The sequence below is a fragment of the Streptococcus sp. 3613 genome (assembly GCF_013277375.1).
In the GTDB taxonomy this organism is placed as follows: domain Bacteria; phylum Bacillota; class Bacilli; order Lactobacillales; family Streptococcaceae; genus Streptococcus; species Streptococcus pseudopneumoniae.
On the sequence record NZ_VMMV01000007.1, the window covers coordinates 1 to 14,211 of the forward strand.

Here is a 14,211-nt window from a genome sequence, read left to right on the forward strand (position 1 = left end):
TTGAGGTTGCAGATAGAGCTGACGCGGTCTGAAGAGATTTTCAAAGAGTATAAAACCTTGAAGAGCTGCCCCTTCAAGGTTTTTCTTATACAAATAAACGGACAAAACTGTAAAGTAGCAAGACACTACCAAGCACGATGCGGTATTTACCAAAAAGGGTAAAATCGTGTTTTTTCACATAACTTGTCAAAAAGCGAATAGCCACCATGCTGACTGCAAAAGCGACTCCCATCGCAACCAAGAGCAAGAACAATTGTCCAAAGCTCAAGAGCTGTCCTGCTTTCAAAAATTTGAAAATCTTTAAGGCACTAGCTCCAAACATAACAGGAATCCCTAGATAGAAGGTAAATTCTGTCACAACTGAACGACTGGTTCCATTTAACAAACCACCGACGATTGTAGCTCCAGAACGGCTTGTCCCTGGTAAAAGGGCAAGAACTTGGAAGAGTCCGATATAGAAAGCTGTTGTATAAGGAAGCTTGTCCAACTCTGTCACACTTGGCTCGATAGCACGCGCTTTATTACGTTTTTCCAAATAGATAAAGGCAATCCCATAGATAATCAACATGAGAGCAACAGAAACCATGTTATGGAAGTGGGTATCAAACCAATCATCAAACTTAAAGACGGCAAGTAAAGGCAAGGTCGCAATCAAGACCTTCAGCCATAGTCTCCAAGTCTTACGAACTTCCTGCTTGTCCTTAGTCGGTTTGAAAGGATTGAGCTTGTTAAAGTAGATTACCATGACCGCCAAAATCGCACCAAGCTGAATCACGACATTAAACATGGACACAAAGGCTTCGTTTTGATTTTGGTATTGGATAAATTCCTCTGCTAAAATCAAGTGACCTGTACTGGAAATCGGCAACCATTCCGTAATTCCTTCAACAATCCCGAAGAAGATAGATTTTAAAATTTCAATAAGATACATAGATTACTCCTTTTTCTATCTTCCATTATAGCATATTTTTCAATCTATGGCAGTTCTCTTTAAAAGGCACCGATACTTCCACCACCTCCGCCTCCAGAGAAACCACCGCCAGAACTTCCACTTCCAGAAGATACAGAGTAGGTACTTGCTGTATTTGCGACACTGGCATAATGGCTCATTTGCGCGCTTGAATGATAAAACATACTGTGCCAGCCATAAGCTACATAGAGGTTGATATCTGGATTTTCCAGTTGAATCTGATGAACCTTCATCAAATGGCTGACCTTGTCCGCATAGCCAAATAAGGTCGCATAGACCAAGAGGCGATTCCAGACCACAATACTTTCCAATTCAGCCTGATCCAATCGCGCAATCTCACGCAACATATTTTCAAAACTGGTCCAGAGATAGTAGACCTCTGCTCCTGCTTCATTTAGGACACCATCACGATTATCTAATCGAAGCTTCCAATAATAGAAAACAGCCAAAACCAAACCTAGAAAACCAAGTATTGGCAAGGGGAGGTAAAGATAGCCATAAACGTCCAAACTGTACAAGAACAAACCAAATCCAATAAATAGGGGCAAGATAGTGGAGAGTCCCATACCCACTTGCAAGGCCTTTTCCCCACCAGTTAAAGGACGATAGTAATCTGGGAGCCCCCAGAAGAAAACCCTGTCTCTGACCCCTTCTTGCATCTCTTTTAATACTGCTTCGAAAGAAGATTTAAGCTGACGCCCCTTTGCTTGAATCCGTTTTTCATCAGAGACTTTTGCTCTACGATAAAGACTATCAGATACCTTGTAATCCGCAAACAAATTGGAAAGAGTTTCTTCTTTTTTGCCTGAAAAAGCCAGATTTAGACAGTCTTTCTCAAAGCTTGACAAACCATCTTCTTTTACTAGCCTCAAACCAACTGCATCTCCTTCTGAAATGATAGAGACATTTCCACGGTCTATCACATCTAGCAAGGTAGCTTGAATAAGTTGGTCAAAGGTGAATTTGCCAGCCCCCTTGACCAAGGGACTCACTTCCTCCAAGGAGGTCGAGTAGACAGCCTCTGATAAAACCATAGGCTCTAATTCCATTGGTGGTTCATAGAGACGATGATTTTTGGCATATTTGACTGAAGGAGTGGTCTTTCTTCTATAGATAAAATAGAAGCAGACACTCAATAACAAGGAGATAGAAAGTATCGAAGGTAAGACCCAAGCAAGGAGTTGTTTACTTTGCTCTTTTTCTTTAACAATCGAGTCTTCTACCTTATTAAATTCTTCTAAATGATTTCCTTTCAATCCCTGATCCCTAGCGCTAGCAAAATCAGTTCGAGGCCAATAGGCATGCAATTCAACTCCACGCTTAGCCGGAAGATTGTCCAAACGAATAGTATAATCAAGGCTACTCTTTTCAATCGTTCCCTCTCTAAAAAGTTTCCCTGTATGGAAAAAGAGTTTTTTCAGCTCCCTTGTCTCCCCTTACATGAAATTCAAACTTGCCAATAGCCCCTGAACTATCTGTTAAAGGTTGCCAATTTAATTCAGCAATGTCATCATATAGGAAAAGCAAATTTTTTAAGTTCCATGTAAGCTCAACTTCAACTGTGTCGCCTTCCTGGCCTGGATTATAGACTCTCACAGTATAACCATTCGCTTCTTCTGTCACTTCGCTCGTAACGTCTGCTAGTTCAGCACCATTTTTCGCAGCCTGAACCTTTGGATGAGGATCAATGTCAAATCCACTAGGCATCTTGCCAGCACGTCCAAGTCCCACGATTTGGCCCTTAAAGTCCTCCTCAAACTGATAAACTATCTTTTGTCTAAATTCTGCCGTATTGTCTGCATGAATATACAAATCCCCTTGGTAAGAGTTTATCTTGAAATCAATGGCGAAAACAGAAAGTGGCAGAAGGCAAAACAAGCCAAACATCAGTAAGAAAAAAGTTTTTTTCATCAACTAAGCCCCCTTTTTATCTTTCTTATCATTATAGCATTTTTTCGTAAGTAAAGGCTTACTTATGTTGAAAAATTACGCATTTTTCGATAAAATAGGAGACAGTTATTTTTTAATAGATTAGAATAGGAGAAATCATGAGAAAAATATACTTATCTATTTTCACAAGTCTCTTGCTGATGCTAGGACTTGTCAATGTTGCTCAAGCCGATGAATATTTACGCATCGGGATGGAAGCAGCATATGCCCCCTTTAACTGGACCCAGGATGATGATAGCAATGGAGCTGTCAAAATCGATGGAACCAACCAGTATGCCAACGGATACGATGTTCAAATCGCCAAGAAAATCGCTAAGGACTTAGGTAAAGAACCTTTGGTTGTTAAAACCAAGTGGGAAGGTCTAGTCCCTGCCCTTACTTCTGGTAAGATTGACATGATTATCGCAGGTATGAGTCCTACTGCCGAGCGTAAACAAGAAATTGCCTTTTCAAGCAGTTACTACACTAGCGAACCAGTTTTGCTTATCAAAAAAGATTCTGCCTACGCAAATGCTAAATCTTTGGATGACTTTAATGGTGCGAAAATCACTTCTCAACAAGGTGTCTACCTCTACGACTTGATTGCACAAATCTTAGGTGCTAAAAAAGAAACAGCTATGGGAGACTTCGCTCAAATGCGCCAAGCTCTTGAGGCTGGTGTCATCGATGCCTATGTTTCTGAACGCCCAGAAGCTCTGACTGCTGAAGCTGCTAACTCTAAGTTCAAGATGGTCCAAGTAGAACCAGGTTTCAAAACTGGGGAAGAAGATACAGCTATCGCCATTGGACTTCGTAAAGATGACAATCGTATTAGCCAAATCAATGCCAGCATCGAAACCATTTCAAAAGATGACCAAGTTGCCTTGATGGATCGTATGATCAAGGAACAACCTGCCGAATCTACAACAACTGAAGAGACTAGCAGTAGTTTCTTCAGCCAAGTCGCTAAAATTCTTTCTGAAAACTGGCAACAACTCTTGCGTGGTGCGGGTGTCACCCTTTTAATCTCTATCGTCGGAACTATCACAGGTCTCATTATTGGACTTGCCATTGGTGTTTTCCGTACTGCTCCTCTCTCTGAAAATAAAGCCATTTATAGCCTACAAAAACTAGTCGGCTGGATCCTCAATGTCTACATTGAAATTTTCCGTGGTACGCCAATGATCGTTCAATCGATGGTTATCTACTATGGAACTGCCCAAGCTTTCGGTATCAACCTTGATCGCACACTGGCTGCTATCTTCATCGTTTCGATTAACACTGGTGCCTACATGACTGAAATCGTCCGTGGTGGTATCCTAGCAGTTGACAAGGGACAATTTGAAGCTGCTACTGCTCTTGGTATGACCCATAACCAAACCATGCGTAAGATTGTCCTGCCTCAGGTTGTCCGTAACATCCTACCTGCAACTGGTAATGAATTTGTCATCAATATCAAAGATACATCTGTATTGAACGTTATCTCTGTTGTCGAACTTTATTTCTCAGGAAATACCGTGGCAACTCAAACCTATCAATACTTCCAGACATTTACAATCATCGCCGTGATTTACTTTGTCCTCACCTTCACCGTAACACGTATCCTACGCTTCATCGAACGCAGAATGGACATGGATACCTATACTACAGGTGCTAACCAAATACAAACGGAGGATTTTAAATAATGACACAAGCAATCCTTGAAATTAAACACCTCAAAAAATCCTATGGCCAAAACGAAGTGCTAAAAGACATTTCACTCACTGTCCACAAGGGAGAGGTAATCTCTATCATCGGAAGCTCTGGAAGCGGGAAATCGACCTTCCTACGCTCCATCAACCTACTTGAAACACCAACTGATGGACAAATCCTTTATCATGGACAAAATGTCCTCGAAAAAGGCTATGACCTCACGCAATACCGTGAAAAGTTGGGGATGGTGTTCCAATCCTTTAACCTCTTTGAAAATCTCAACGTGCTTGAAAACACAATTGTCGCTCAGACAACTGTCCTTAAACGCGAACGCACAGAAGCTGAAAAGACTGCCAAAGAAAACCTAGAAAAAGTCGGCATGGGAGAACGCTACTGGCAAGCGAAGCCAAGACAACTCTCAGGGGGTCAAAAACAACGTGTGGCCATCGCTCGTGCCCTCTCCATGAATCCGGACGCTATTCTCTTTGATGAACCAACATCAGCTCTCGATCCAGAAATGGTTGGAGAAGTCCTCAAAATCATGCAAGATCTGGCTCAGGAAGGCTTGACCATGATTGTCGTAACCCACGAAATGGAATTCGCCCGTGATGTCTCTCACCGTGTTATCTTTATGGATAAGGGTGTGATTGCTGAAGAAGGCAAACCAGAAGATCTCTTCACCAATCCTAAAGAAGACCGTACAAAAGAATTCCTTCAACGCTATCTCAAATAAAAAGAAAAGGCTGCCTCAACCGTGCAGTCTTTTTGCTGTCCTCAAAATGAAAAGGCAGATTCTCTATCTCTACTACTTGAGGGTCAAGAATCCGCCGTTATCCAAAGATTAATCTTCAAATTTTTCATGATTTTTTTCATAGAAATCAATTAGGCCTAGGGCTGTTTCAAATGAAATATTTTTTACTTTTGCACGACCCTGCGCCAGAGCAATGATAGACATTTCACGCGCATTCGTTTCCTTAGAGATACGGTAGCCTGTGATTTTCTTATCACGAACCCAGCCAACAACTGATTCTACTTTTTCAAAGTTTGACTTAGCCATGTTTTTCTCCTATTTTCTTCTTTACAATACTTAATTGTATACGTTTTTACTACTTTTGTCAATAAAAAAACATATATTCAATAAAATAAATGACCCAGAATCTTCTTACTTCCTTTTTAAAGCCGATAATATATAGTTTTCCGCTTACTATAACCCATCAGTATGCTCCTAAAAAACAATTGCATTATTAAACTTTAAATTTGTAAAAATATTCACGTATGCTGAATACCAGTTTCTTAATAGGATAGACAGGATTTACTATTTCATTCTATCTATTCCTTTTAAATCAACAAGCCCACTAAAGATAGTCTTTCACTCCTCACTATCTCTAAATCATTCCGTTTTCTTTCTCCTTCTTTGGTTCCTTTCCTGTCCTTATCTATATCTTATCCATTTCACAACCGGTACTACTTACTTTGTACAATCTTGCATCTTCTGATTACATATCCACTTTCCAGCTAGTCATTTAAAATCAGTATCACTAGCTATTGCATGTCTAGCACTATTGTCTATCTCACGAGTTTTTTCGACCAACTCACCTAGCAGTCATCTCACAAACATTGATTATTTTTTTTGATTCCTATTATATTTAGAGAAATCTCAAATTAGGGATATATACAATTGGGGATTTCAAAAAATTTCCTTATATATAGTAAGTAATTCTGCCGCCTTAATATAAACAGAATCGAAAATAATAGGTGTTATAGTGAGTTGTAGTAGAAATAGCACGATAAGCTTCCTAAAACCATAGGAATCGCCCCCTTTCTTCACTATCATTATAACACCTATACATTAGTTGTGCAAATAATATGATATTTTTTTATTAGTCCTCAGACAAGCATATTATAGAGCGTTTCATTCCCATTTAAGTTAATATAAGCTGGATCAAAACCTTCCATTCGACGAATTAAGCCTGCATAATCATGCTTATCTGCCAAAGCGATCCCAATCAATACTGGACCTGTTCCCTTACTAGCTCGCTTGATATACTCAAAACGGGTGATATCATCATTTGGCCCCAAGATATCATTTACAAACTCACGCAAAGCTCCTGGACGCTGTGGGAAATTGACCACAAAGTAATGTTTGATCCCATCATAAATCAAGGCACGCTCTTCCATTTCTGGCATACGGTTGATATCATTATTCCCTCCAGAAATGATACAACAAATGGTTTTCCCCTTGATATATTCAGCTAAAACCTCTAAAGAGGCGATACTAGCTGCTCCAGCAGGTTCTGCAACAATCCCTTGCTTAGAGTAGAGGTCAATCAAAGTTTCAGAAATCAATCCCTCATCGACACCTACCAAAGTTTGAACATGTTGACGCGTTGCTTCATAGGTCAACTGTCCTACCTTTTGCACAGCAATCCCATCCGCAAATTTGTCAATTTCTTTGAGTTTAACAGGTCCACCAGCTTCAAAAGCAGCTTTCATGGAACGCGCTCCATTAGCCTCTACCCCAATGACTTCAATTTCTGGACTTGTTTCCTTGATATAGGTAGAAACCCCGGCAATGAGACCGCCACCACCAACAGGGACCAAGACAGCATCAAAGTCAATCGATTCTTTTCGAGCTTCTTCTAAAATCTCATAAGCAACTGTTCCTTGACCCGCTTGGACATGAGTATCATCAAAGGGAGCAATAAAGGTACGATTTTCAGAGACTGTAAATTCTTGAGCTGCTTTGGCTGAGGCATCAAAGGTATCTCCAACTAGTTTAATGGTTACAAAATCCCCACCAAAAAAGCGAACCTGACCAATCTTTTGTTGCGGAGTGGTAATGGGCATAAAAATAGTAGCAGGAATTTTCATCTCATTACAAGTATAGGCAACTCCCTGCGCATGATTTCCCGCAGAAGCACAGACTACCCCACGCTCACGTTCTTCCTTGCTGAGCTGAGAAATAGCATAATAGGCACCACGAATTTTAAAGGAACGAACACGCTGGGCATTTTCTTTTTTCAAATAAATCTTAGCACCATACTTCTCCGATAAATAATGGTCGTAATCCAGTGGGGTATTCACAACCACACCATTCAAGACCTTATGAGCCTTGATAATATCTTTTGAACTTAACATATAAAACCTCTTTTTCTATAAAAAACAGTCACTAATGACTGTTTTTTTAGTTATTCATCTCCAAAAACTTCAGCAACACTTTCATGATATTTATGAGCCATACGAATTGAAAACTCTTTAGGAAGTTCATAACGATTTGTGGAAATCCAATCATATAACCATTCTGCCAAACTTTCTTCACTATCATTACGATGGAAGATAAAATAGTTTAAAACTTCTTTATATTCTACATCATTCAAATCCAGCGTGTCTACAAATTGACTACGAGAAACAAAATTAGAATCTAATTTTCTTAGTTGATCTGTCAATTCTCCCAATTGTAAATCCAACTGAAAAAATAATTTTTGCAGTTGCCTATCAGTTTCATCACATCCTGTCTTGATAGAAAACAAATTGGTAATATTCATATGATTTCAACCCCTAAATAAGTATATCTAATATCCCATGAATAGCTGAAGCTACTATTTTAAGCAAAATTCTTTGCTTTCTAATTAGTTATAGATTTTGAATGCATCATCGTCGTTTTTACCAACGAAAGGCATTGCTTTACGCAATTCTGCACCAACTTTTTCAATTTCAAGGTTAGCTGCTTGTTCACGGTAAGCAGTCAATTTTGGACGTCCAGCTTTATAGTCATTTACAAAGTCATTTGCAAATTTACCATTTTGGATGTCTGCCAAGACAGCTTTCATATTTTCTTTAACTTGCTCAGTAATCACACGTGGACCTGATACATAGTCACCGTATTCAGCAGTGTTTGAAATAGATTGACGCATTTTCTTGAATCCACCTTCATAGATCAAGTCAACGATCAATTTCATTTCGTGAAGAACTTCAAAGTAAGCCAATTCTGGAGCGTAACCTGCTTCTGTCAAGACTTCGAAACCTGCTTCGATAAGGGCAGTCAAACCACCACAAAGTACAGCTTGTTCACCAAACAAATCTTCTTCAGTTTCTTCTTTGTATGTTGTTTCAAGAAGACCTACACGAGCTGCTCCAACACCTTTACACCAGTCCATAGCAATGTTTTTCGCATTTCCTGTTGCATCTTGGTATACTGCGTAAAGAGCTGGTACACCAAATCCTTCTTCGTAAGTACGGCGTACCAAGTGCCCTGGTCCTTTAGGAGCACACATAAAGACATCTACATCCGCAGGAACTTTGATAAATTCGAAGTGAATGTTGAAACCATGAGCAAATCCAACTGCATTCCCAGCTTCCAAGTTTGGAGCGATTTCCGCTTCGTACAATTCTTGTTGGATTTCGTCTGGTGCCAAAATCATGATAACATCAGCCAATTTAGTTGCTTCTGCTACTGTGTAAGTGTCAAATCCATCTTCTTTTGCTTTGTCAAAAGATTTACCTGGACGTACACCGATGATGACATCGCGACCTGAGTCACGCAAGTTTTGAGCATGCGCATGTCCTTGTGAACCATAACCGATAACGGCGATTTTTTTACCGTCAAGTGCTGCTACTTTAACATCTTTTTCGTATTCCATTTGAACTGCCATAGTTTTTCTCTCTTTTCTATCATTTATTGCCTTTTAGGCTGGTTTAACAAATTTAAGTTGGATTTTTAGTCACGGGTAAATCCAGTTGCACCCGTTCGAGCAATATTGCGAATACCGTATGGTCGAATGACTCGTAATAGAGCTTCACTCTTTTCAGCATTTCCTGTCATCTGAATGGTAATCGAGCTTGGCGCTACGTCTACCACTGTTGCACGGAAAGGTTGAATAATCGCTAGAATCTCAGCTCGCTTCTCAGCTGGCGCTGACATCTTAACCAAAATCACCTCGCGCTCCAAATGAGGCTTGTCTGTAATATCACGAATGCGAATCACATCAATCTGACGATTGAGTTGCTTGATAATTTGCTCCACTTCATCATGAGAAGCAACATCAATAATAATGGTGATACGCGATACATTCGGATCTTCTGTTGCTCCAACAGAGATGCTTTCAATATTAACCTGACGACGAGATAAGACACCTGTAAAGCGATTGAGGACTCCTGAACGATTTTGTAGTTTTGCTGTTAACATTCTACGCATGGAACTTCACCCCCAACATCTCATGATTACTCTTACCAGCCGGTACCATTGGTAACACCTGTTCCTTACGAGAAATATCTACCTCAATTAGCATAGGAACATGCTCAGTGATGACTTCAAGGTCTTGAGCCAAGGTCTCAGGATTGTCAAACTTATAGTTTTTAATACCATAAGCCTGCGCCATCAATTGGAAATCAGGAAGGGTATCAAAGACCGACTCTGATGTTCTTCCTTCATAGAAGGATTCCTGCCACTGGCGAACCATTCCAAGTGAATGATTGTTCAGCATAACCACCTTGATTGGCACTTTGTAAATATTCAAAATAGCCAACTCCTGGTTGGTCATTTGGAAACCACCATCCCCAACAAACAAGACTACTTCCTTATCTGGGTTAGCAATTTTAGCCCCGATTGCTGCTGGAATTCCGAATCCCATGGTTCCTAAACCACCTGAAGTCACTAACTGACGTTCATTTTGGTAGGGATAATACTGGGCTGTCCACATTTGGTGTTGACCAACATCTGTTACCACAATGGCATCTCCATTCGTCAATTCACCAATGCGTTCAATAACTGCTTGCGGTTGAACCACACGCTCTTTCTTATCATAAGAACGAACACGGTTCTTGTCTTTAGTAACTTTCTCAATCCATTTCTCAGTATTGTTATGAACTGTCGGTTCTGCTAGCAACATTTGCAAGGCTTTCTTAGCATCTCCAACTACAGGAATATCTGCACTGATAATCTTGCCAATCTCGGCTGGGTCAATATCAATATGGGCAACCTTAGAATTCTTAGCAAAAGTCTTTGGATTTCCTGTCAAACGGTCATCAAAACGAGAGCCAATACTAATCATAAAGTCCGTCTCTGTCATGGCAATATTCGCTGCGAAAGAACCGTGCATCCCCCCCATTCCAAGGAAGAGTGGGTGAGTCGTTGCAATTGTTCCTTGACCTAAGAGAGTTGTTACGACTGGAATTTGATAGCGTTCTGCAAATTCATTTAATTCTGCCGCAGCCTCAGCATAACTAATTCCACCACCAGCTAACAAGACTGGCTTTTTAGCCTTGGACAATTGCTTCAAGATTTTCTTGATTTGCATATCATTTGGCTCAAGAGTCGGCTGATAGCTTGGTAGGTTCACTTCTGGTGAATAGATGAAGTCTGTTTCTAAAGCAGATACGTCTTTAGGTAGGTCAATTACGACTGGCCCTGGTCGACCTGTAGTTGCGATATGGACAGCTTCCGTAATGATACGCGGAATATCAGCTGTCTCACGAACTTGGTAATTGTACTTAGTGATTGGCATGGTAATTCCCACGATGTCTGCCTCCTGAAAGGCATCCTTCCCAATCCCTGCTCGCCCTACCTGACCTGTAAAGACCAAAAGGGGAACACTATCGCTCATGGCATCCGCAATCCCTGTAATGGCATTTGTTGCTCCCGGTCCGCTAGTAACGACGGCAACACCCAACTTTCCAGTTGATTTAGCATAACCTTCAGCTTCATGCAGACAACCTTGCTCATGGCGTCCTAGAATGTGGTGAATACCTTTAAAATTATATATCGCATCATAAAAAGGCAAGACTGCACCACCAGGATAACCAAAGATGGTATCAATTCCTAAATCACGAAGTGTTTCCAAAACTAGGTCCGAACCCGTCTTAGGAGATTCTAAACTGATTTTCTCCATTGTTCCCCTTTCTTTCCTCTTAAAAATAACTTGTTACTATCATACCATTTTTTAAAAAATTTTCAAGAGAAAAGAAGAAATTTTCTGAATTTTCTATTTTAACGTTTATTTATGAATGTTATTTTTGTTTTTATTAAAAAGATACCGTTTTCATTTACTAAAAAAGAAAAAAGAACTGATTTCTCAGTCCTTCATTAATCGGCTCTTATTCCACACTAAATAGATAGGGGTAAACAGGTTGTTGACCTTGGTGGATTTCAACTTCAAGATCCTCAAATTCTTCTGCGATTTCTTGAGCGATTTCATTGGCAAGTTCTTCGCTTCCGTCTTCACCGACATAGAAGGTTACGATTTCACTGTCTTCATCCAACATATGTTTCAAAGTTTCTGCCAAGGTTTGGTGCATGTCAGGGTTTGACACGAGGATTTTCCCATCCACCATACCTAGATTATCGTTTTCATGGATTTCTAAACCATCGATCGTTGTATCACGCACGGCTGTTGTGACGCTTCCGCTAACGACATCGCTAAGAGCAGCTGTCATACGCTCTTGGTTTTCTTCAATGGACTTGCTTGAATCAAAGGCAAGAAGACTTGTCAAACCTTGAGGAAGAGTGCGAGCCTCTACCACTACTGCTGGTTGCTCCAAAACTTCTGCCGCAGATTGAGCTGCCATGAAGATATTCTTGTTATTTGGCAGGAAGATGATGTTACGGGCATTGACCTGTTCAACAGCCTTGATAAAGTCTTCTGTTGAAGGGTTCATGGTTTGACCGCCTTCGATAACATAATCCACACCTTGAGAACGGAAGATATCTGCTAGACCTTTACCAGCCACCACAGCAATCAAAGCATACTCTTTTTCTTCAGCTGGCTTGCTAACTTGGGCAGTTTCTTTCTCAATCTGTGCTTCGTGTTGGTTACGCATATTGTCAACTTTTACCTTGACCAAGCTACCATATTTTAGACCTTCTTGCATGACAAGTCCTGGATCTTCTGTATGGACATGGACTTTGACGATTTCATCATCATTGACAACGAGGAGAGAATCTCCAAGTTCATTCAAGTAGTTACGGAATTCATCGTAGTCAAAATCTTTGGCATAGGTTGGACCTTGCTTAAGAGCTACCATGATTTCAGTACAGTAACCAAAGTTGATATCCTCAGTCGCCACATGACCAGCCACAGACTTGTGGTGCTCTGCATTGATCATTTCACTCATATTGGCAGGAGTCGCTACAAAGTCCTCAGATGCAATATATTCACCAGTAAGGGCAGAAAGGAAACCTTCGTAGATAAAGACCAATCCTTGACCACCTGAGTCCACAACGCCAACTTCCTTCAATACTGGAAGCATGTCTGGCGTTTTAGTTAGAGCTGTTTTAGCACCTTCCAAGGCTGCGCGCATGACTTCAACAGCATCATCTGTTTGCTCAGCTTTTTTCTTAGCACCGATAGCAGCCCCACGAGAAACTGTCAAAATCGTTCCTTCAACTGGTTTCATCACTGCCTTATAGGCAACTTCAACACCTGATTGGAAGGCAAGGGCCAAGTCTTGACCTGTTAACTCGTCTTTATCCTTGATGGCTTGTGAAAATCCACGGAAAAGCTGAGACATAATAACTCCTGAGTTCCCACGCGCACCCATCAAAAGCCCTTTAGCAAGAATGCTCGCTACCTCTCCAACTGTAGAAGCCGGCTTGTCTGCAACTTCTTTAGCTCCATTTTCGATGGTCATCCCCATGTTTGTTCCAGTATCTCCATCTGGAACAGGGAAGACGTTTAATGAATTGACATATTCAGCTTGCTTATTCAAGCGAGTTGATGCAGCCTGCACCATTTCTTGAAATAAGCTAGTAGTAATTTTTGACACGGTTATTCTCCTACAACTTTGATATTTTGAATGTAAACATTTACAGTCTGAGCAGTAATTCCAAGCTGGTTTTCCAAGCTAAAGGCAACACGCTCTTGAATGTTTTTTGACACTTCACTAATCTTTGTTCCGTAGCTTAACACGGTATACACATCAACTGCAATGCTTCCATCTTCGGCTGCCTTTACGACGACACCTTTGGAATAATTTTCCTTACCTAGAAGGGCTTGGAAATTATCTTTGAGGGCATTTTTACTAGCCATACCGACCACACCAAAAATTTCAGTTGCTGCTCCACCTACGACGGTTGCAATCACTTCATCTGTTAGTTCGATTTGACCATCTTTTGTATTAATTTTTACAGTCATCCTTTTTACCTCAACTAGTTGATACTCTATTTTATCATATTTCAGCCCAAGTGTAAAAGCAGAATACTGTATCAGCGGATATTTACTCTGCTTTTAAAATGATTTTTTCACTATGTCAAAAGAAAAAGACCCTGAGGTCTCCTTGCTTTTATTATTAAACGCGTTCAACTTTACCTGATTTCAAAGCGCGAGCTGAAGCCCAAACTTTTTTAGGTTTACCATCGATAAGAACAGTAACTTTTTGAAGGTTTGGTTTTACGGCACGTTTTGTTTGGTTCATCGCGTGTGAACGGTTGTTTCCTGATACAGTCTTACGACCTGTAAAGTAACATACTTTAGCCATTGTGTTTTCCTCCTATTAAATCTAATATAGCGGATGTGCTAGCACTACATACCGTACTATGTTATCACACTTTCTTCATTTTTGCAAGGGAATTGGAAGATTTTTTTATTTATTGTGATTCGAATGTGATATTGAAAGTTCTATAATGA

The 14,211-nt window shown here is 40.4% G+C and carries 12 protein-coding genes and 1 pseudogene; 2 read left to right on the forward strand and 11 right to left on the reverse strand.

Annotation, left to right across the window (positions count from 1 at the left end):
- Nucleotides 1-85: 85 nt before the first annotated feature.
- Both HT708_RS00810 and HT708_RS00815 read right to left on the reverse strand, forming a co-directional pair.
- Nucleotides 86-931: an undecaprenyl-diphosphate phosphatase gene (locus HT708_RS00810; protein WP_172925873.1), complete on the reverse strand. Its 846-nt coding sequence runs from the start codon at nucleotides 929-931 to the stop codon at nucleotides 86-88.
- Between the two features lie 59 nt (nucleotides 932-990).
- Nucleotides 991-2,881: pseudogene (locus HT708_RS00815) on the reverse strand (DUF2207 domain-containing protein).
- Nucleotides 2,882-3,018: 137 nt separating this feature from the next.
- On the opposite strand from HT708_RS00815, the gene HT708_RS00820 reads away from it, so the two are divergent.
- A complete protein-coding gene (locus HT708_RS00820; RefSeq protein ID WP_023937414.1) occupies nucleotides 3,019-4,584 on the forward strand; it encodes an ABC transporter substrate-binding protein/permease in 1,566 nt (521 codons plus the stop codon).
- Nucleotides 4,584-5,324 (forward strand): amino acid ABC transporter ATP-binding protein, encoded by a 741-nt coding sequence (locus tag HT708_RS00825; RefSeq protein ID WP_000189488.1) that lies wholly within the window; start codon nucleotides 4,584-4,586, stop codon nucleotides 5,322-5,324. Before HT708_RS00820 ends, HT708_RS00825 begins: the two co-directional genes overlap by 1 nt.
- A 108-nt stretch (nucleotides 5,325-5,432) precedes the next feature.
- Here HT708_RS00825 and HT708_RS00830 read toward each other — a convergent pair whose 3' ends face one another.
- The 9 genes from HT708_RS00830 to rpmB form a co-directional block, all read right to left on the reverse strand.
- A complete protein-coding gene (locus tag HT708_RS00830; protein WP_001130036.1) occupies nucleotides 5,433-5,648 on the reverse strand; it encodes a hypothetical protein in 216 nt (71 codons plus the stop codon).
- 830 nt (nucleotides 5,649-6,478) lie between these two features.
- The gene (gene ilvA / locus HT708_RS00835; RefSeq protein WP_000952969.1) at nucleotides 6,479-7,729 is read right to left on the reverse strand and encodes a threonine ammonia-lyase IlvA; all 1,251 of its coding nucleotides are present in this window, start codon (nucleotides 7,727-7,729) and stop codon (nucleotides 6,479-6,481) included.
- 50 nt (nucleotides 7,730-7,779) lie between these two features.
- Nucleotides 7,780-8,136 (reverse strand): hypothetical protein, encoded by a 357-nt coding sequence (locus HT708_RS00840; RefSeq protein ID WP_001027903.1) that lies wholly within the window; start codon nucleotides 8,134-8,136, stop codon nucleotides 7,780-7,782.
- A gap of 84 nt (nucleotides 8,137-8,220) precedes the next feature.
- Nucleotides 8,221-9,243 (reverse strand): ketol-acid reductoisomerase, encoded by a 1,023-nt coding sequence (gene ilvC / locus HT708_RS00845; RefSeq protein ID WP_000290683.1) that lies wholly within the window; start codon nucleotides 9,241-9,243, stop codon nucleotides 8,221-8,223.
- Between the two features lie 65 nt (nucleotides 9,244-9,308).
- Entirely contained in the window at nucleotides 9,309-9,785 is a 477-nt protein-coding gene (gene ilvN, locus HT708_RS00850) for an acetolactate synthase small subunit (protein WP_001253803.1), read from the reverse strand.
- Nucleotides 9,778-11,478, reverse strand: a complete 1,701-nt coding sequence (locus HT708_RS00855; RefSeq protein WP_000411733.1) for an acetolactate synthase large subunit — start codon at nucleotides 11,476-11,478, stop codon at nucleotides 9,778-9,780. The genes ilvN and HT708_RS00855 overlap by 8 nt, the downstream gene beginning before the upstream one ends.
- Nucleotides 11,479-11,683: 205 nt before the next feature.
- The gene (locus tag HT708_RS00860; protein WP_000036650.1) at nucleotides 11,684-13,351 is read right to left on the reverse strand and encodes a DAK2 domain-containing protein; all 1,668 of its coding nucleotides are present in this window, start codon (nucleotides 13,349-13,351) and stop codon (nucleotides 11,684-11,686) included.
- Between the two features lie 2 nt (nucleotides 13,352-13,353).
- Nucleotides 13,354-13,719, reverse strand: a complete 366-nt coding sequence (locus HT708_RS00865) for an Asp23/Gls24 family envelope stress response protein (protein ID WP_000216436.1) — start codon at nucleotides 13,717-13,719, stop codon at nucleotides 13,354-13,356.
- Nucleotides 13,720-13,873: 154 nt separating this feature from the next.
- Nucleotides 13,874-14,062 carry a 50S ribosomal protein L28 gene (rpmB, locus tag HT708_RS00870; protein WP_001140948.1) on the reverse strand — a complete coding sequence of 63 codons (189 nt, stop codon included), beginning with the start codon at nucleotides 14,060-14,062 and terminating at the stop codon, nucleotides 13,874-13,876.
- Between the last annotated feature and the right edge of the window lie 149 nt (nucleotides 14,063-14,211).

Excerpts from the sequence above, each read along its gene's own strand:
- HT708_RS00810 (WP_172925873.1), bottom strand. The coding sequence starts at position 931 with ATGTATCTTATTGAAATTTTAAAATCTATCTTCTTCGGGATTGTTGAA.
- HT708_RS00820 (WP_023937414.1), top strand. The coding sequence starts at position 3,019 with ATGAGAAAAATATACTTATCTATTTTCACAAGTCTCTTGCTGATGCTA.
- HT708_RS00825 (WP_000189488.1), top strand. The coding sequence starts at position 4,584 with ATGACACAAGCAATCCTTGAAATTAAACACCTCAAAAAATCCTATGGC.
- HT708_RS00830 (WP_001130036.1), bottom strand. The coding sequence starts at position 5,648 with ATGGCTAAGTCAAACTTTGAAAAAGTAGAATCAGTTGTTGGCTGGGTT.
- ilvA (WP_000952969.1), bottom strand. The coding sequence starts at position 7,729 with ATGTTAAGTTCAAAAGATATTATCAAGGCTCATAAGGTCTTGAATGGT.
- HT708_RS00840 (WP_001027903.1), bottom strand. The coding sequence starts at position 8,136 with ATGAATATTACCAATTTGTTTTCTATCAAGACAGGATGTGATGAAACT.
- ilvC (WP_000290683.1), bottom strand. The coding sequence starts at position 9,243 with ATGGCAGTTCAAATGGAATACGAAAAAGATGTTAAAGTAGCAGCACTT.
- ilvN (WP_001253803.1), bottom strand. The coding sequence starts at position 9,785 with ATGCGTAGAATGTTAACAGCAAAACTACAAAATCGTTCAGGAGTCCTC.
- HT708_RS00855 (WP_000411733.1), bottom strand. The coding sequence starts at position 11,478 with ATGGAGAAAATCAGTTTAGAATCTCCTAAGACGGGTTCGGACCTAGTT.
- HT708_RS00865 (WP_000216436.1), bottom strand. The coding sequence starts at position 13,719 with ATGACTGTAAAAATTAATACAAAAGATGGTCAAATCGAACTAACAGAT.
- rpmB (WP_001140948.1), bottom strand. The coding sequence starts at position 14,062 with ATGGCTAAAGTATGTTACTTTACAGGTCGTAAGACTGTATCAGGAAAC.